At 65.1% G+C, this 18455-nt stretch carries 16 protein-coding genes; 9 read left to right on the top strand and 7 right to left on the bottom strand.

The annotated features are described in order from the left end of the window. Nucleotides 1-75 precede the first annotated feature (75 nt). Nucleotides 76-1038: a threonine/serine dehydratase gene (locus AC3WN8_RS02240; RefSeq protein ID WP_492667745.1), complete on the top strand. Its 963-nt coding sequence runs from the start codon at nucleotides 76-78 to the stop codon at nucleotides 1036-1038. A gap of 3 nt (nucleotides 1039-1041) precedes the next feature. Here the strand turns inward: AC3WN8_RS02240 and AC3WN8_RS02235 are convergent, their stop codons facing one another. Both AC3WN8_RS02235 and AC3WN8_RS02230 read right to left on the bottom strand, forming a co-directional pair. After that, nucleotides 1042-2082 carry an alpha/beta hydrolase family protein gene (locus tag AC3WN8_RS02235; protein WP_492667744.1) on the bottom strand — a complete coding sequence of 347 codons (1041 nt, stop codon included), beginning with the start codon at nucleotides 2080-2082 and terminating at the stop codon, nucleotides 1042-1044. A gap of 136 nt (nucleotides 2083-2218) precedes the next feature. Further along, nucleotides 2219-4255: a TonB-dependent receptor plug domain-containing protein gene (locus AC3WN8_RS02230; protein ID WP_492667743.1), complete on the bottom strand. Its 2037-nt coding sequence runs from the start codon at nucleotides 4253-4255 to the stop codon at nucleotides 2219-2221. A 111-nt stretch (nucleotides 4256-4366) separates the two neighbouring features. Here AC3WN8_RS02230 and AC3WN8_RS02225 point away from each other — a divergent pair, with 111 nt between their 5' ends. From AC3WN8_RS02225 to AC3WN8_RS02195, 7 genes are all read left to right on the top strand, one after another. After that, nucleotides 4367-4726, top strand: coding sequence for a PepSY domain-containing protein (locus AC3WN8_RS02225; RefSeq protein ID WP_492667787.1), 360 nt, complete (start codon nucleotides 4367-4369; stop codon nucleotides 4724-4726). Then, nucleotides 4726-5391, top strand: a complete 666-nt coding sequence (locus AC3WN8_RS02220) for a response regulator transcription factor (RefSeq protein WP_492667742.1) — start codon at nucleotides 4726-4728, stop codon at nucleotides 5389-5391. Before AC3WN8_RS02225 ends, AC3WN8_RS02220 begins: the two co-directional genes overlap by 1 nt. Next, the gene (locus AC3WN8_RS02215; RefSeq protein WP_492667741.1) at nucleotides 5388-6740 is read left to right on the top strand and encodes an ATP-binding protein; all 1353 of its coding nucleotides are present in this window, start codon (nucleotides 5388-5390) and stop codon (nucleotides 6738-6740) included. Before AC3WN8_RS02220 ends, AC3WN8_RS02215 begins: the two co-directional genes overlap by 4 nt. Nucleotides 6741-6795: 55 nt before the next feature. Next, nucleotides 6796-7815 (top strand): alpha/beta fold hydrolase, encoded by a 1020-nt coding sequence (locus AC3WN8_RS02210; protein ID WP_492667740.1) that lies wholly within the window; start codon nucleotides 6796-6798, stop codon nucleotides 7813-7815. A 167-nt stretch (nucleotides 7816-7982) separates the two neighbouring features. Continuing rightward, complete coding sequence (locus AC3WN8_RS02205) at nucleotides 7983-9407, top strand: M20/M25/M40 family metallo-hydrolase (protein ID WP_492667739.1); 1425 nt, start codon at nucleotides 7983-7985, stop codon at nucleotides 9405-9407. Then, the gene (locus AC3WN8_RS02200) at nucleotides 9407-10441 is read left to right on the top strand and encodes an arginine N-succinyltransferase (RefSeq protein WP_492667738.1); all 1035 of its coding nucleotides are present in this window, start codon (nucleotides 9407-9409) and stop codon (nucleotides 10439-10441) included. Before AC3WN8_RS02205 ends, AC3WN8_RS02200 begins: the two co-directional genes overlap by 1 nt. A 21-nt stretch (nucleotides 10442-10462) precedes the next feature. Further along, nucleotides 10463-11596: a carbohydrate porin gene (locus tag AC3WN8_RS02195; RefSeq protein ID WP_492667737.1), complete on the top strand. Its 1134-nt coding sequence runs from the start codon at nucleotides 10463-10465 to the stop codon at nucleotides 11594-11596. 23 nt (nucleotides 11597-11619) lie between these two features. On the opposite strand, the gene AC3WN8_RS02190 is transcribed toward AC3WN8_RS02195, so the two are convergent. The 3 genes from AC3WN8_RS02190 to AC3WN8_RS02180 all read right to left on the bottom strand — a co-directional run bounded on the left by AC3WN8_RS02190 (nucleotide 11620) and on the right by AC3WN8_RS02180 (nucleotide 14903). Further along, nucleotides 11620-12675 carry a YncE family protein gene (locus tag AC3WN8_RS02190; RefSeq protein WP_492667736.1) on the bottom strand — a complete coding sequence of 352 codons (1056 nt, stop codon included), beginning with the start codon at nucleotides 12673-12675 and terminating at the stop codon, nucleotides 11620-11622. Nucleotides 12676-12836: 161 nt separating this feature from the next. Next, the gene (locus AC3WN8_RS02185) at nucleotides 12837-14231 is read right to left on the bottom strand and encodes a sensor histidine kinase (protein ID WP_492667735.1); all 1395 of its coding nucleotides are present in this window, start codon (nucleotides 14229-14231) and stop codon (nucleotides 12837-12839) included. Between the two features lie 3 nt (nucleotides 14232-14234). Further along, the gene (locus tag AC3WN8_RS02180; protein ID WP_492667734.1) at nucleotides 14235-14903 is read right to left on the bottom strand and encodes a response regulator transcription factor; all 669 of its coding nucleotides are present in this window, start codon (nucleotides 14901-14903) and stop codon (nucleotides 14235-14237) included. Nucleotides 14904-14993: 90 nt separating this feature from the next. Here AC3WN8_RS02180 and AC3WN8_RS02175 point away from each other — a divergent pair, with 90 nt between their 5' ends. After that, nucleotides 14994-16079, top strand: coding sequence for an ABC transporter substrate-binding protein (locus AC3WN8_RS02175; RefSeq protein WP_492667733.1), 1086 nt, complete (start codon nucleotides 14994-14996; stop codon nucleotides 16077-16079). Nucleotides 16080-16088: 9 nt separating this feature from the next. Here AC3WN8_RS02175 and AC3WN8_RS02170 read toward each other — a convergent pair whose 3' ends face one another. Continuing rightward, nucleotides 16089-17402 (bottom strand): CitMHS family transporter, encoded by a 1314-nt coding sequence (locus tag AC3WN8_RS02170; RefSeq protein ID WP_492667732.1) that lies wholly within the window; start codon nucleotides 17400-17402, stop codon nucleotides 16089-16091. A gap of 110 nt (nucleotides 17403-17512) precedes the next feature. Next, on the bottom strand, nucleotides 17513-18400 hold the full coding sequence (locus AC3WN8_RS02165) for a GntR family transcriptional regulator (protein WP_492667731.1): 888 nt from the start codon (nucleotides 18398-18400) through the stop codon (nucleotides 17513-17515). Nucleotides 18401-18455: the final 55 nt, after the last annotated feature.

The following is an 18455-nucleotide window of genomic DNA, read 5'->3' as shown; positions in this document are numbered from 1 at the left end:
CGGCATATTCTCTATTGTCCAAATTAGACTGATATGTCTAATAGGTGAAATGGTGCAAGGCAAGGGAGGATCTCGATGACGGATTTGCTGGACCGGATTCGCGAGGCACATGCGGCGATCCGTCCCCAGGTGCCGGTGACGCCGCTGGAGCGCAGCCATGCCCTGTCGACCGAGTTCGGCGCCGATGTCTGGCTGAAATGCGAGCATCATCAGCCGACCGGATCGTTCAAGCTGCGCGGCGCGACCAACAAGCTGCGGTTGCTGGCCGAAGCCGGCGAAATGCGAGGCGTCATCACCGCGTCGACGGGCAACCACGGCCAGGCTGCCGCGCGGGCAGGGCGGCTGGCGGGCATTCCCGTGCGCGTTCATGTCGCGGCATCGACGGTGCCCTCCAAACTCGATGCGATCCGCGCGCTGGGTGCGGAACTGGTGCTGGTCGACGGACCGCCGATCCTCGCCGAAACCAGCGCGCGCGAAGCCGCCGCCGCCGAAGGGCTGATCTATGTCTCCCCCTATAACGATCTCGACATCGTCGCGGGGCAGGGCACGCTCGGCATGGAATTGTTCGATCAGGCGCCCGATCTGGACGCGGTGTTCATCGCGGTCGGCGGCGGCGGGCTGATCGGCGGGACCGGCACCGCGCTGAAGGCACTGCGGCCCGAATTGCGCGTCGTCGGATGCTGGCCCGAGAATTCAGCCTGCATGTTGCGCGCGATCGAGGCCGGAGGGATCGTCGATGTCGCGGAAGGGCCGACGCTCTCCGACGGAACGGCGGGCGCGATCGAGGCCGGTTCGGTCACCTATCCGATCTGCGAGGCGGTGATCGACGATATGGTGACGGTCGACGAGGCAGCGATCGCCGATGCGATGGCGCGGATCGCGCGCAGCGAACGCTGGATCGTCGAAGGCGCGGCCGGCGTGGCGCTTGCCGGTTTCATCGCCGCGGCGGATCGCTATCGCGGCGCCAAGGTCGCGATCGTCCTGTGCGGCCGCAATATCGGGGTGGAGACTTTCCTGTCGGCCATCGCCGGGCGCTGATGCTCAGCGTTTGAGATAGCGCCCGAGGAAATCGAACACCGCCGCCTGCGCATCGCGTGCGGCGTCGCTGTCCGCCTGCGCGAACAGATGGCCGCCGGGCGCCATGTCGTAGATCTTCGATTCGAAGACCTTGCCGCGCGCCTTGAGCGCGTCGATCAACCGGCCGGCGTGAAGCTGGACCGGCGCGGTCCGGTCTCCGGTCGTCGATTGCACCAGCACCGGCGTTTCGATCAGGTCGACATGGTTGATCGGCGACACGTCGATATAGGGCACCAGATCCTCCGAGGGCCCCTTGCCGCCGAAGCGCGGCTGCTTGGCGATGTCGTCGCCGCGAAAGGCGGGCTTATAGGCCATATAGGCGACCATGTCGGCCAGCCCGACATTGTGCACGGCGGCGGCGAACATCTTGGGAAAGCGCTCGATCGCGAGCAGCGTGATCATGCCGCCTTTGCTGCGGCCATAAATGCCCAATCGCGCCGGATCGACCTCCGCATGGGTCTTGAGCAGATGCTCGCCCGCCGCGACGACATCGTCGACTTCCTTGCCGCCGAAATCGACCGCGTCGTAATGCGCCTTTCCATAGCCGCGACTGCCGCGATATTCGGGAAAGATCACGACATAACCGCGCTCGACGGCGTTGGCGATCAGCACGAACATATTGTTGTCTAGATTGCCGTGATAGCCGCCATGGACGATCACCAGGCCGGGCTTGCTGCGCGCCGGCGTGCCGGTTTCAGGCTGGTTGCGCGCGGTGAAGATATAAGCGGGCGTGATGTCTCCATCACGATTGGGATAGAGCAATTGCTGCATCCGGACCCGGTCGCCATAGCTCTGGTTGAACTGCAAAGCGTAGAGCTGCTGCTGGATCGCATATTGGTCGTGCCGCATCGCCTCCAGCCGGGTCTGGACGTCACCTGCTTCGGTATCGACCGAGGCGTCGAGGCGGCCTTCGTTCGGTTTGACGGGAGCGGCCTGAGCCGATGCGCAGCAAAGCTGGGCAGCCATCAACAAGGCCGGCACCGCCAATAACGACCTGATCTTCATATCGCTCTCCCCCTCGACGCAATTCGTCGAGGGGAGGCTAGGCGGCATTGCTGTCACCAGCCTTACATGCGGATTTTAGAGCATCGTGTGGAAAGGTGGGAACCGGTTTTCCGCAAAACGATGCGATCACAAATATCTAACCGCCGAAAGCGCGCTGCACCGTCAATCCGAAATACGGGCCGCTGTTGAGTCGGCGCTGCTCGAGATATTTGAGCGGCGCGGTATCGCGCAGCCCGGTATAGATGGTGCGGGTACGCACCACCGGGCTGTTGGTGACGTTCTTGGCGAAGGCGCGGAGCGTCCATTTCTCGTCGGGCTTGTATTCGACGAACAGGTCGACGCGGTTGGAGACGCGATCGACCTCGATCTCGTCGATCTTGTAGCTCGTCTCCTTCTCGGCAAGCACATAGTTGACGCCCCAGCGCAGGCGCAGCGCGGTCAGGTCGTGGGTCAGGCTGATCTTGCCCTCGACCGGCTTGTCTTCCGAAATGCTGCGCCGTTCGCCAGTGACGGGATCGGCGACGCGGCTGCGCGTATAGACGCCGTTCGCCTGGACGGTGATGCCTTTTAGCCCCCATTGGTCGAGCGGCATGTTCAGGTCGATCTGAAGCTGGTCGCGCTTGCCGTCGCCGATATTGCCGACGGCGTCGAACACCCTGGTCCCGTCGAAAACGGGCACGCGATCGACGACGTCGCTGATCTCCTCGTGCCGCGCCGTCAGCACCACCGATCCGTCGCCGATATGATGTTCCCAGGCGAGCTCTCCGCGCCACAGGCTGTCGGGCTCCAGATCCTTGTTGCCGGCGGTGACGTTGCCGCCGGTGAGCGATGCGGAGCTGACGAAATCGCCGAAGTCGAGCTGGCCGACCACACGCTCGACCAGGGCGCGGACCTCGTCGCGCTTGGACGGTGTCCAGCGCACCAGCATGCGCGGCTTCAGGAAGGATAGCGATTTGCTGAGCGTGCTGTCTCCGCTCTGCGTCAGCCGCGACATCTCGAAGCGCGTGCCCGCTTCGACGGTCAGGCTGGGGGCGGCGCGCCAGGTCGTGATGATGAAGGCTTCGGCGCGCTTCTCCTCGACGCGGACGTTCGCGGCGGGAAGGGGGATGTTCACGCCGTCCTCCTCCAGCGCGTTGCGGCTGTCGAGCGTGTTGAGCGCGCCTTCCACGCCGCCCTCGAAAGAGAGGTTCCCCGCCTGATGCCGGATCACGGTGCGAACGATGGTTTCGGTCGCATCGGAATTCTCGCGCGTCACGTCGCTGCCGCCGGGAGAGAAGGATTTGTCGGTGCCGTCGACTCCGGTGGTCCGCCGCAGTGCCAGGAATTCCAACTGAGTTCGCGCGCCGAGCGCGCGGTCGTAATGCAGGCCGAGCTCGGTGGCCTCGGTGTTCACCCGTTCAGTGCCCGATGCGTCGAAGCGGCTGGGCAGGGTGACCGCGTCGCTGATGTTCGCGAACATCTTCTTCATTTTATAGAGGCCGTTCAGGCGCACCGTGCCGCCGGCCAGCCCCTGCTGATAGCTGGCGGCGGCCTCGCGGATATTGTTGCCCTCGGGCTGGCCATAGGTCGCGAGGCGGACCGGCGTGCCGTCCGCCGCGTAGCGATTGCGCGTGCCGAAGCCATGCTCGTCGTCGATCTCGCGATAGATCGCGCCGGAGACGTCGAGGATGCGGTCTCCGGTCACATAGCGCAGCTCCCCCGCCAGGCGGGGCGCGTCATAGCCATGTTTGAAATTGGCATATTCGGCCTCCACCCGCCCGTTGAGCGATGCCGAATGGTTGCGCACGACATTGGCGAGGATCGCATGTCCCTGCATGTCGAAACCCGAGCCGCTGCGGATCAGCTCGATCCGTTCGATGCTGCGCGCGGGGATGCGCTTGAGAATGGTTTCGAGCGTATCCTGCTTGCTGGCCGGACGTTGCCCGTCGATCAGCACATTGCCGCCCGCGCCCGAATAGCCGCGCAGTTCGGCATTGCCCTCGGTCAGCCTGAAGCCCGGCAGCAGATTGACCATGTCCAGCGCGGAGGAGGGCTGCGATCGCGCGAAATAATCGGCGTCGAATATGCTGACACCCGTCTTGTCCGCGGTCTGCGCCAGCACCGCACCCATAGGGGCCGCTGCCACCAACATGAAGGCGATGGTTCCGACGGCGGCGTGCGGTATGGATGGCATATGAAGGCTCCCTTGCGAACTGATGGTGCCGCATGTGCCCGATCCTCCCTGACGGCCGGCCTGCACCGGCCGTCAGCCTGGCGTCAGCAATCGGCTGATAGCGTCGTGAGGATGAAGACCCATGCCTTTCTGCGCCGCCTCGGCCTTGCCGCTGCCATATTGGCTGGCGGTGGCATTTTGGCGACGTCGTTCCCCGGCGTCGGCCAGGCCGGCGAGCGGCCCAAGATCGAAGGCAAGGCGGAGGAGCGCGCGATCATCCGCGCGGCGATGAAGCGCCGCGAGTTGCTGCCGCTGCCCAGGGTGATCGCGATCGCGAAGAAGCTGGTGCCCGGCGATGTGATCAAGGTGGATCTCGAACTGGAAAAATGGGGTATAAAATACGAGGTCAAGATCCTGACCGCCGACGGCCGGGTCCGTGAAGTCGAACTCAATGCCCGGACCGGTGCCCTGATGGAAATCGAGGACAATTGATGCGTCTTTTGCTGGTCGAGGATGATCCGGATGTCGGTGCCGACCTGGTCGATGCGCTGACCGGGGCCGGATTCCTGGTCGATCATGCCGTTGAGGGCGAGGATGCCTGGTTCAAGGGCGATGTCGAGGATTATGCGGTCGCGATTCTCGATCTCGGCCTGCCGCGGCTCGATGGCCTCACCGTGCTCAAGCGCTGGCGCGCGGCCGGGCGCAGCTTCCCCGTCATCATCCTGACGGCGCGCAGCGACTGGACGGAGAAGGTCGAGGGGATCGAAGCGGGTGCCGACGATTATCTCGCCAAGCCCTTCGCCACCGGTGAATTGATCGCGCGCGTTCGCGGGCTGATCCGACGCACCGCGGGGCATCTTTCGCCGGTGCTCAGCGTCGGCGGGCTGTCGCTCGATACGAGCCGGATGACCGCCATGGTCAACGACCGTCCCGTTCGCCTCTCACCGCTCGAATTCCGCTTTCTCGATATCCTCGCGCACCGGCCGGGCCAGCCGGTGTCGGCGGGCGAGATCGCCGAGGCGCTTTACGGCGTGGACGACGCTAACGACGCCAATGCCGTCGAGGCGCTGGTCGCACGGCTGCGGCGCAAGCTGGGGGCGGAGATGATCGAGACCCGGCGCGGATTCGGCTATATGCTGCCGGAGCCGCGACCTTGAGATTGCCGTCGCTGCGCCTGCGCCTGTTGCTGGGTGCGGCGATCGGCCTCTTCGTCGCGCTCGCCCTCGCCTGGATCGGCATGACATGGCTGTTCGAGCGCCATGTCGAACGGCGCGAGACCCAGGCGCTGATCCGCTCGGCCGAAACCCTGATCGCCGATCTCAGGATCGGGCCCGATGGCGCGCCGATCGCCGATACTCCGCTGCAGGACAATCGGTTCGAAAGCCTGGCAAGCGGCCTTTACTGGCAGCTTGCCACACCCAAAGGCGCGCAGCGTTCCTTCTCTTTATGGGACCAGTCGCTGCCGAGGCCGGATCGGCCCTCCGCGACCGCGTGGACCACCGACGAGAAGATGGGACCTTTTCGCGAGGAATTGATGATCGTGAGCCGGTTGATCCGGCCCGATCGCCACGGGCCGCAAGTGCTGGTGCAGGTGGCGCAGGACAATCGCGAGATGGAGATCGCCTATACCGAATTCGGACGCGAACTCGCCGCATCGCTGGCCCTGCTCTGGCTGGCGCTGTCGGTGGCCGCCTATGCCCAGGTCGGACTTGGCCTTCGTCCGCTTGCGCGGATCCAGGGGGAGATCGATCGGCTGCGCCGCAGTGCCGCCGCGCGCCTGTCGGGCGATTATCCGCGTGAAGTGAGTCCCTTGACCGGTGCGATCAATGCGCTGGCCGATACGCGCGAGGCCGATCTGGTCCGTGCCCGCAAACGCGCGGCCGACCTGGCGCATAGCCTGAAGACCCCGCTCGCCGTCCTCGCCGCGCAGAGCAGGCGCGCGCGGGCGGCGGGCGCGATCGAACCCGCCGATGGCCTCGATCGCGCGATCGCGGCGGTCGGCGCGGCGCTCGAAGCCGAATTGGCCCGTTCGCGTGCCGCGGCCGCGCGCGGTGCGGCGGAGATCGCCGATTCCTGTCCGGCAACGGTGACCGAAGGGCTGATCAGCGTGATCGAGCGCACCGAACATGGCGAGCGGATCGTGTTCGATACCGATTTTGCGGATGGCCTGCGCGCGCCCGTCGCGACCGAGGATCTGGCGGAACTGCTCGGCGCATTGATCGAGAATGCGGTGCGCCATGCCCGCCGCGTCGTGCGGGTTGCCGGACGCATCGAAGGCGACGGCGTGACGCTGAGCGTGGAGGATGACGGCCCGGGCATTGCCGAGGATCATGCCGCCGCGGCGCTGGTGCGCGGCGGACGGCTCGACGAAGCAGGCCCGGGCCATGGCCTCGGCCTCTCGATCGTCCGCGATCTGGTCGAGGCGACTGAGGGAAGCATTGCGCTCGGCCGGTCGGACATGGGGGGACTGCGCGTCACTTTGGTCTGGCCGAACGAACCGCGCTGACAGGTCAGTGAAAGGCAGCCCCGCTATCTCACCCTCGATAAGAGAGGGAGGTTGAATGCACTGGCTGATTCCAGGCATGGCGGCATTGGCGTCGGCGGTATCCGCGGCGCCGGGCGGTCGGCATATCGAAGCGGAGATCGCGCCGCAGACCGTGCGCGGGGACCGATTTCCCGAAACCCCGGCGGCTTTCCCCGGCGATATCGTGGCGCTGCCCAATGTCGAATTCGCCAATCTCGTCGGGTATCGGCCGCTGACGCTCGATCTCTATCTTCATGCCGGCCGTGCGCAACAGGCGCGGCGGCCGCTGGTCATCTGGGTGCATGGCGGCGGCTGGAGCCGTGGCGATGCCCGTACATCGGCGGCATTTTCGGATTGGCCCGGCGTGCTCGGGGCGCTCGCGGGGCGCGGCTATGTCGTCGCTTCGGTCAATTATCGACTGACGGGTGAGGCGCGCTACCCTGCGGCGGTCAAGGACGTGCGCGCCGCGGTTCGATATCTCCGCGCCAATGCGGACCGCTATGGCATCGATCCCGATCGCGTGATCCTGTGGGGCGGATCGGCCGGCGCCTATCTGGTCGCGATGGCGGGCCTGACCTGCAACGATCCCGCATTCGTACCCGAACCCTCGACCGGCCGCGCCGAGCGTGGCGAAGCAGCCGCGGCGTCGGTCGCACCCGATTGCGTGCAGGGGATCGTGACCTGGTATGGTCCGTTCGACCTGGCGCAATACAAGTCGACCAATGTGACGGCGCTGCTGGGATGTGACGGCGACTGCGCGGCGCTTGCGAAGTCGGCGAGCCCCATCACCTATGTCGCGAAAGGCGCGCCGCCGATGCTCCTGATCCATGGCAGCGGCGATATGACGGTTTCGATGGCGCAGTCGGAAGCGATGGCGGCGCGGATGCGCATGTTCGGCAATCGCGTCGAGACCCTGTTCATCCCCGATGCCGATCATGGCTGGATGCGTGAAACCCCGGATGCGACGCGTGACGCGCATCTGGTCGCGTTGCGCAGCAGTTTCGCCTTTATCGACGCGATCGCACAAATCGATGGCCCGGATGGGACAGCGCGATGAGAGGGCTTCGGGCTAGAGCTGGAGTGATTTCGAGGCAGGTGGAATCACCTGCCGGCCTGGAAATCATGGGAAACAAAGGAAATCCAGAGTCGATCCGGTTTAATCCGAACCGGATCGTCTCTAAGGCGCGTCTCGCGGCGAACGGCAAACGGAAGGAGAGGGGGATCATGCGCCGGAAGCACGGCATGTTTGGCGGATTGGTCGTCCTGTTCGGCCTGGCATGGGCGGTTCCCGCGCTGGCCGCCGATGACGAGGCGCGTTTCCGCGACCTTTATCGCGAGTTGATCGAAACCAACACGACGCTGTCCGAGGGCAGCTGTACGGTGGCGTCCGAAAAGATGCGCGCAAGGCTGATTGCGGCCGGCCTGCCGCAAAGCGACGCCGAAGTGGTGGTGCCGCCCGATTTCCCCAGACAGGGCAATCTGATCGCGCGACTTCCCGGCAGCGATGCGAAGGCGCCGGCCGTCCTGCTTGTCGCGCATATCGATGTGGTCGAAGCCAAGCGTTCGGACTGGAAGCGCGACCCGTTCAAGCTCGTCGAGGAGAATGGCTATTTCTACGCGCGCGGCGCGATCGACGACAAGGCGATGGCGTCCGCGTTCGTCGATGCGCTGGTCCGTTATCGCGAAGAGGGATTCAAGCCGCGGCGCACGATCAAGCTCGCGCTGACCTGTGGCGAGGAGACCGACTCGGTTTTCAACGGCGTGCAATATCTGCTCAAGACGCGGCCCGATGCGTTGAAGGCGGGCTTTGCGGTCAATGAGGGCGGCAAGGGTTTTCTGGACGAAGCGGGCAAGCCGGTGCTGTTCGGCGTCCAGGCCGGCGAGAAGATCTATCAGGATTATAAGCTGGTCGCGACCAGCCCCGGCGGGCACAGTTCGCGCCCGGGCAAGGACAATGCGATCACCCGGCTCGCCAATGTGCTCGGCCGGATCGGCGCCTTCACCTTTCCGACCACCCCCGGCGAAGTGACCCGCAGTTTCTTTGCGCAGTCGGCCGCGCTCTATCAGGGCCAGCAGCGCACGGACATGCAGGCGATCGGCACGGGCAGCGCGGATGCGGCCGCCTATGCGCGTATTTCGGACGCATCGCCGGTCTGGAACGCGACGCTGCGCACCACTTGCGTCTCGACCATGGTCAATGCCGGCCATGCCCCCAACGCGCTGGCCCAGCATGCCGAAGCCAATGTGAATTGCCGCATCCTTCCCGGCCAGTCGGTCGACGATATCCGCAAGATGCTGGTCGAGGTCGCCGCCGACCCTTCGGTGGAGCTGACACTGGCCGGAGAGCCGGGGCCGGTTTCTCCCGCGCCGCCGCTCACCCGCGCCATCATGGGACCGGTCGAGGCGATCGCAAAGCAGCTCTGGCCGGGCGTGCCGGTGATACCCAGCATCTCGACCGGGGCGACCGACGGCCGTTTCCTTCTGGCCGCGGGCATTCCCACTTATGGCATTTCGGCGGTGTTCGTCGATCCGGACGGCAATGGCGTCCATGGGCTCGATGAGCGTGTGCGAGTCAAGTCGTTGCTCGATGCGCGCACTTTCCTGTACCGGCTGGTGAAAATCTACGCGGATGGAAAGGATGGACACTGATGTGGGCGGTTAGACCGATCGAGACGGGCGACCTGGATGCGCTGATCGATCTTGCCGAGAGCCTGGGACCGGGCATGACGACGCTGCCGGCGGATCGCGACAGCCTGGCCGCGAAGGTCGAGGGGTCGGTCGCCAGTTTCCGTGGCACGATCGATCGCGGCGACGCGCATTATCTGCTGGTGCTCGCCGATCCCGAAAGCGGCGCGCTGCTCGGCACCGCCGCGCTCTATCCGCATGTCGGCGCGCCTTATGGATTCTTCTCGTACAAGCGGCTGAAGCACGTCCAGCGTTCGCAGGCGCTGGGTATCGCGACCACGGCGGAGACGCTGTCGCTCGCCAACGACTATACCGGCACGACGGAGGTGGGCACGCTGGCGGTTCGCCCCGAGCTCAAGGGGACAGGGGCCGGACGCCTGCTCGCGCGCAGCCGCTACATGCTGGCGGCGGCCTTTCCCGATCTCGTCTCGCCGCTGGTGATGGCCGAGATGCGCGGATGGCAGGATGCGGAGGGGAAGAGCCCCTTCTGGGACGCGGTGGGCGCGCGCTTCTTCAACATGGATTTCGCCACCGCCGACCGGATCAGCGCCGTGCGCGGGTCGGATTTCATCGCCGACCTGATGCCCAAGCATCCGATCTATATCGACCTGCTGCCCGAAAGCGCGCGCGAGGTGATCGGCAAGCCGCATCAGGACAGCGCCCCGGCGATGGCGATGCTCAAGCGCGAGGGGTTTCGCTTCGAAGGCTATGTCGACGTGTTCGACGCCGGCCCGCAGGTGCATTGCGACCGCGATTCGATCGCGACCGTCCGGCTGAGCCGCGAAGGCCCGCTGACCGCGCTTTCGCCGGCCGCCGAACCCGGCGCGCCCGAGCATCTGGTGTGCAACACCATATTGGACCGGTTCCGCGTGGTCATGGCGGCGGGTCGCGTTTCGGAAGGCGAGATCGCACTCTCCGCCGACGCCGCGCGCGCGCTCGACGTCATGGTCGAGGACAATGTCCGCTGGTCCCCCGGTTCGCTTTCAGGCGTGGCTTGAATTGTTCGGAGAATATGCCTGATGCTTCGTGGGTTTGGACTGCAACATTGCCTGTGCGCCGCCGGCCTCGCGCTTGTCGGCGAAACCGCCCGGGCAAACGAGGGTGAGGATCCGGTCAAGCTCGGCGGCAGCTATGTCACCGATCTTTTCGGGCTGATCGACGGCGGCGAGGATCGTGGTTTCGACTGGATGGGTCGCGCGGACCTGACCGCCGAGTTCGACGGCAATGCCATCGGGCTCGACGGCGTGACCGGCTTTGCCGATCTGATGTTCACCCAGGGGCCGGAATTTTCCGGTCGGCATGTCGGCGACGCGCAGGTCGTGAGCAATGTCGAGGCGCGGCGCGGATTGCGGTTGCTCGAGGCGTGGATGTCGGTGCCGGTCGGCAAGGGCGGCCTGTCGGTCAAGGGCGGGTTGATCGACCTCAACACCGAATTCGACGTCCAGGATGTCGGCGCCTTCTTCATCAACAGTTCGCATGGGGTGGGCCCCGAATTCTCGCAGTCCGGCGTCAACGGCCCGTCGATCTTCCCGGCGACCTCGATCGGCTTCATGATCAAATCCGAACGGCCGGGCTATACGCTGCGGCTTGGCGCGTTCGATGCCATTGCGGGATCGCATGTCGATCCGCGCGACGTGGTGATCCGCTTTCCCGGCCAGCGCGGCGCGCTGATCGTTGCCGAGGCCGATGTGAAGCTGGCGCCCGATGCCAATTTCCAGCTCGGCTTGTGGACCTATACGTCGCGTTTCGACACGCTCAGCGGAACGCCTGAAAAGCTGCGCGCCAGCCGGGGCGCATATGCGCTTGTCGAAGGCAAGCTCGCCGACAAGCTCGACGGCTGGATCCGCATCGGCATCGCCGATGATCGCGTGAACCTGATCGGCCGCTATCTGGGGGGAGGCCTTACCTGGGGCGTGGACGGTTCGCGGTTCGGCGCCGCCATTGCGCATGCCAGGCTGGGCAATGACGCGCGTCGGACGGCGCCGCTCGATCGGGCCGAGACCGCGATCGAACTGAGCTACGAACACAGGATCGGGCCGAATCTGTCGGTTCAGCCCGATGTGCAATATGTGATCAACCCCGGCTGGGAACCCACGCGCCGCAACGCGCTGGTCGCGGGGTTGCGATTGAAGTTCGCCTATCCGGGCGACTGATCGCGTCGAACCTTCGCACGGCTTCAGCGCGGCGCATAGGTGAGGACGGTGAAGCGGTTCGGGTGATAATAGGGCGTTGGCGGGCCGCCATCGGGGCCGGCGATCAGGCTGTGATCGGCGGTCACGATGAACAGCCGTCCGTCGCGCTCGTCGATCTGCATGATCTTCGCGTTCGGACGCGTCATCACATTGCCGAGCAGGCGATAGCCATCGGCGCCGGTCTGCTCGATCACCGAAAGATTGGCATCGACGCCGTTCGAGGTGAGGACGCGGTGGCGCTTCTCGTCGACGGCCAGGCCATCGATGCCGCGGCCGATCGGCACGGTGGCGACGATCCGGCCGGTGTCGGCGTCGATCGCGAGAAACACCGCCTTGTCGCCACGGCATCCGACCAGCAACCGGTTGCTGTGCGATTGATATTCGACCGCGGTCGGCTGAACGCAATCGCCGACGGTCCAGCGCGCCCTTTCCTCGAGCGTCCTGGCATCGAGCTTGAGGATGACATTGTCGTAGCGGGCGGGTGCGAAGAGATTGCCGCGCCCGTCGCTCGCCGGATCGTCCATCTTGGTGAAGGGGAAGGTCCTGGTGCCCAGCAGCTTGCCGGTCGCGGGATCGATCCGATACCAGGTGGAGTGTTGCGGGCGTTGCCCCGTCACCACGATCAGCTGGCGGGTCGCGGCATCGTACATGGCGCCGTTCAGTCCGCCGTCCTCGGCGAGCTTCACGCGATCGATCAGCTTGAGCGTCTTGAGGTCGAAGCTAAGCAGGCTTCCGTCGGTCATCGCGGCATAGCCGCGATTATAGGCAGGCAGCAGCAGCGGCCCGTTGGCGCCCAGCGAATTCTCGATGACGGCGATCTGGCGATGGCTGTCCACGTCATAGACGACCAGCCCGTCCTTGCGGCGCGCCATGAACAGACGGGATCCGCCCGGATCGAGCTTGCTATAGTCCCAGTCGGTGTTGGTGCTGGGAAGCGCCGTTTCATGGTCGAGCACGTAAAGCGGGCCGTTATCGGCCAGGGCCGGGACGGCGGCCAGCGCCAGCGCCGTCGCGGCGCAGATGGAATGAAGCAGCTTCAACGAAACATCCCCAATTTTTTACGCCATCGCTCTGCGTGTCGGGGCTGCGCCGAGGCGATGGTCATTTGTTGTTTTCGGTGCGCACCGACAGCCTGCGTTGCGTGCCGTGAACGCTATTCGCGTCGCCTGACACCAAGCTGTCGCAAGAGCCGGGGGAAGGGTCAGCGTTTCCGTGCAAAGAGGATTTCGACCCGCAGCCCCTTGTGCCGCCGCGGGTCGTCGAGTGTGACGCGCGCGCCGATCGTGTCGCTCAGCGACTTCACGATCGCGAGGCCGAGGCCGCTTCCCGCGCGCGACTGATCGCGATCGAGCCGGCGAAAGCGGGTGAACACCGCTTCGCGATCTTCGGCGGCGATGCCCGGGCCGTCATCCTCGATGCTGACCAGCACGCCATCGGCATGATGGCGGACTTCGATCAGCGTCTCGCCGCCGGGCTCGTTGTAATGGACGGCGTTGTCGACAAGGTTCGCGATCAGTTCGACGGCAAGGCTTTCGACGGTGTCGGCGACGATGGTGTCGGCATCGCATTCGAAGATCAGTTCGACATCGGCCTTCAATGCCAGCGGCGCCTGTTCGGCGGCGATGCGGCGCGTCAGCGCGACGATATCGACCGGCGCCGGTGAAATGCCCTTGGCCGGATGCATGCTGTCCGCACGGGCAAGCGCCAGAAGCTGGATGAGCAGGCGTTGCAGCCGGTCGGTCGCCGCTTCGATATCGGCGAGCGAGGCCTTGCCCTGATCGCTGTTCGTGCCCGCGCTGCGCAACACCGCGATATGGGCGCGGAGGATGGAAAGCGGGGTGCGCATCTGGTGCGACGCATCCGCGGTGAAGCGGCGCATCCCCTCGACCGCCAGGTCGAGCCGCGCCAGCAGGCTGTTGAACGCGGTGATCAGATTGCCGAGTTCGAGCGGGACATACTGCATCGGCAGCGGCGCGAAATCGTCCGGCCGGCGCGTTTCCATATGCGCGCGCACGGGTTCGAGCGGATGCAGGCCGAGGCGGACCGCCTGGGGCAGGATCAGCACGACCAGGCCGAGCAGCAGCAGTTCGAGCACGATCAGCCCGGTCATCATCTGTTCGCGAAGCTGGCGGCGTGCTTCCAGGGTTTCGGCGACCTCGATGACCACGGGTTCGCCGAAACTCGGCAAATTGCGCCTGATCGCGGAGATCCGGACCCGCATTCCCCGATATTCGGCATAGCCGAAACTGGCGTCGCCCTCGTCCGGCCTGACGTTCGCGATCGAGGGCAGGTCGCCATAGCCGGTGATCAATCGCGGGCCGAGGCGGACGCTGTAATAGATATTGTCGCGGGAATCATTCTCCAGCATGCCGAGCGAGAAGGGGGGCAGGTCGACGACCGGCTGTCCGTTTTCGACGGACAATGTCTCGGCGATCGAGCGCACCGATGCGGCGAGCAGCCGGTCGTTCACACGCTCGACAATGTCGTTGATCAGCAGCGACCCGCCAATGCCCAGCGCAAGCGCCAGGCCTGCCATCGGCACGACCAGCGCGAACAGCAGTCGCCGGGTGAGAGACGTGCGGCGCGGGGACGCCAAGGGTCAGTCAGCTTCCATCATATAGCCCAGGCCGCGCAATGTCCGGATCGCCGGACCATGGGGCATCAGCTTCTTGCGCAGGCGCGCGATATAGACTTCGATCGCATTGGGGGCGACGGGTTCGTCATAGCCGAACACCTCCGACGCCAGCCGGTCCTTGGTCACCACCTGGCCCAGCCGCGCGACGAGGCGTTCGAGCACCACCCATTCGCGCCGCCGTAACTCGATCGCTTCGCCATCGATCGATGCGACGCAGCGCGTCCGGTCGATCTCGAGCCGGCCGATGCGGATCACGGGGGAGGGATCGCCGGGCGGGCGGCGGAGCAGCGCGCGCAGCCGCGCGGCCAGCTCGATCGGCTCGAAGGGTTTCAGCAGATAATCGTCGGCACCCAGATCGAGGCCCTTGACCCGATCCGCCACGGTATCGCGCGCGGTCAGGATCAGGATCGGAATCCTGCACCCGTCGCGCCGCAACTGGCGCAGCACCTCGAAGCCCGAAATATCGGGCAGGCCGACATCGAGGGTGATGATCGCATAGGGCTCGTCCTTTGCCATCATCAGCGCGGATGCGCCGTCATAGGCCGGATCGATCGAATAGCCTTCCGCGCTCAGCGCGCCGACCAGCCCGCGCGAGAGGGCCCTGTCATCCTCAACCAGCAAAACTCTTGCCAAGACTATGTCCTTCTTGTTCCGCGCCACTTTGTATAGCATCCGGAACAGGTTTCATCGAAAGAAGAGCGTGCAGTCGGACCATATCCGCACATGATGAGCAAGCCGTTCCGCATCCTGCTGCTGCTTGGCGCCGCGATCGTCTCGATCCCGGCGCATGAGGCGCCCTATGCACGCATCGAGGAAGGGGCGAGGGAGGATGGTCGCCTCACCATCTACTCGACCGCCGATACCCAGGAAATCGCGCCCTTGCTGGCCGAATTCGGTCGCAAATACCCGTTTCTGAAGGTCGATTATGTCGATATCACCGCAGGCGATCTCTACGCCCGCTTCATGCATGAGAGTGCGATCGGCAAACCGCGCGCCGACCTGTTGTGGAGCGCGGGCATGGACCTGCAGATCAAGCTGGTGAATGACGGCTATGCCCAGCCCTATGTCTCGCGCGAAAAGGCGGCGCTGCCCGATTGGGCGGTGTGGAAGAACGAAGCCTATGGCATCACCGCCGAGCCGATCGTCTTCACCTATAACAAGTCGCTGATGCCGGCGTCCGAGGTGCCGCGCAGCCATGCCCAGTTCGCCGAATTGCTGGCCGGCAAGCCCGATCTCTATCGCGGCAGGATCGCCTGTTACGATCCCGAATTGTCGGGCACGGGATTCCTCTATCTGACCTGGGATCTCCACACCAATCGCGATCTGTGGAAATTCGTCGAGACATTGGGACGCGCCCGCCCGACCGAACATGCGACCAGCCGCGAAATGCTCGATCGCGTCTCGGACGGCCGCAGCCTGATGACGTACAACATCATCGGTTCCTACGCGCTGGAACGGCAATCGCGCGATCCGGCGGTGGGAGTGGTCATGCCGGAGGATTATACGCTGGTGATGTCGCGGATTGCGATCATCCCGCGCAGCGCGCCGCACCCCGACGCCGCCAAGCTGTTCCTGGATTTCATGCTGTCGCGCCAGGGGCAGGGGCTGCTGGCCGATCGTTACATGACGCCGGTGCGCGCCGATGTGCCGGCGCCGGCCGGCACCCGCGCCGACGCCAAGGCCGCGCGCGCGATCCGGGTGGGGCCGATGCTGCTGGTCTATCTCGACCAGCTCAAGCGTCGCCGTTTCCTGGAGGAATGGAACAACAGCATGGGGCAGAACAATGCACCGATGTCGGTCAACCGCTGAACCGTCCGATCAGGCTCTTAGCGGAAAGATGCCGATCAGCAGGCAGGCCGCCATGAACACCACACACGAACCGAGCGCCCATTTGAGCGTGAAGCGCTGATGCTCCCCGAATTCGATTCCCGCGATCCCGACGAGCAGATAGGTCGACGGCACCAGCGGGCTGAGCAAGTGGATCTGCTGGCCGACCAGTGACGCCTGCGCCATGTCCATCGGCGAGACGCCGTAGCGCGCGCCGGTTTCGGCCAGGATCGGCAGCATGCCGAAATAAAAGGCGTCGTTCGAGATCAGGAAAGTGAAGGGCAGGCTGAGGACCGCGGCGATCGGCGCCATATAGGGGCCGAGCGCGGTCGGCAGGCAGTCGATGATCGCGGCGGCCATCGCGTCGATCATCTTGGTGCCCGACAGGATGCCGGTGAAGATGCCCGCGGCGAAGACCAGGCTGGCCACGGCCAGGGCGTTGCCGGCATGGGCGTTGATCCGGTCCCTTTGCTGCTGGAGCGTGGGATAGTTGATCATGATCGCGAGCGCGAAGCCCAGCATGAACAGAATGGCGAGCGGCAGCACGCCGAGGATCAGGCAGACCATCAGCACCGCGGTGAGCAGGAAATTGACCCACATCAGGCGCGGGCGCCGGGCGCTGACGTCGCCGGCATCCTGTGCCACGATCTCCTCGCCCGTCGCATCCTCGTCGACCGCATCGGCGGGGAGCTGCGCCAGCCGGCGGCGCTCGCGAATGCCGAAGCGATAGGCGACGAACAGCACCCAGACGGCGGTCACGAGCATGGCCGGGATCAATCCGACGAACACGTCGCGCGGATCGAGATGCAGAGCGGTCGCGGCGCGTGCGGTCGGGCCACCCCAGGGCAGGATGTTCATCACCGCGCCCGACATGATGATCAGGCAGGCCATCATCCGCACGTCCATCTTCATATGCCGATAAAGCGGCAGCAGTGCGGAGGCGGTGATCATATAGGTGGTGGTGCCGTCGCCATCGAGCGAGACGAGCAGCGCGAGCACCGCGGTGCCGATGGTGATGCGCAGCGGATCGCCGTGCACGATGCGGACGATCGTCTTGATCAGCGGATCGAACAGCCCGACATCGATCATCAGCCCGAAATAGAGGATGCCGAAGATCAGCATGACGCCGGTGGGGGCGAGTTCGCGCACGCCCGCGATCATCATGTCGCCAAGGCCCTGGGTGAAGCCGGCCGCGATCGCGAACAGCGTCGGCACCAGGATCAGCGCGACGACCGCCGACAGCCGCTTGGTCATGATCAACGTCATGAAGGTCGCGACCATCGTGAAGGCGAGTATTGCCAGCATCTCTCTCTTTTCCCCCGGCGGCGGCTGGCGCGTGCGTCGACCGCCCCGCCTTGTCATATGCTGCTTAGGGCCGCTCGCCTGTCATCAGCCTGTCAAGAAAAGCGGGAGCGTTATCGATCGCGATCGGGCGGGAGAGTCTTCTTGGCGAGCCAGGCACCGGCGATATGATCGTGCGCGAAGCGTGCGGCATCGTCGTTGCGGCCGCGCTCGATCATGTCGAGCAATGCCAGATGGTCGCGGCATTGCTGTCCCAGCCGGCTGCGATCGATCGTTGCACGATATTCGATCAGCCGCCTTAGACGGTTCACCCGGCGGATCGCGTCGAGGAAGAAGCCATTGTGCGACCAGCCGACGATGAGTTCGTGAAAGCGTGAATTGATCTCGAACAACCGGTCGCGCGGTAAAGTCATCATCTGCCCGTCGAGCAGGTCGCGCTGCTGCTGTCGTGCCGCCTGCAACGCATCCGTGTCCGGCCGATATCCCGGCTGACGCAAGGCTTCCGCCTCGATCGATGCGCGAAAGCGATAGATTTCCTCATAATCGCTGGTGCTCGATATGATCGGCTGGAATTCCCAGCCATGGCCGGGCAGGCGGATGACCCAGCCTTCCTCGGCGATCTGTGCCAGCAGCACCTGCAACCGGATCCGCGTCGCGCCATAGAGCCGGATCAGCTCGTTCTCGCTGACGCGCGCGGGCAATTTGCCCGAGAGCCAATCCTCGGCGATCGTGAAATAGAGTTGATCCTCCTGGCCGTCGCCAGCGGATGGCGGCGGCGGATCGTCGGCGACCGTCGCGGCGACGAAGAAACCGCGATTGGGATGGAAGACGACCGTGCCGGTGTCGGCGAGCATCTTCAGCGCCGCGGTGACGGGCGCGCGAGAAACCTTGAAGAGATTGGCCAGGTCCTGGGCGACAAGATGGTGTCCCTCGGCCAGGCCGGCCTCGCGGACATGCGAAACGATCTGTTTGGCGATCCGCGCCGATAGCCTTTCCTTCATTCCGTTTCCTGTCCGAACCGCCAGCACCTGCCATGGCACATTCCGCGGCATCTTC

This window comes from Sphingobium sp. FW305-3-2-15-F-TSA7 (assembly GCF_058787155.1).
This window is presented reverse-complemented; position numbering and strand designations above follow the sequence as displayed.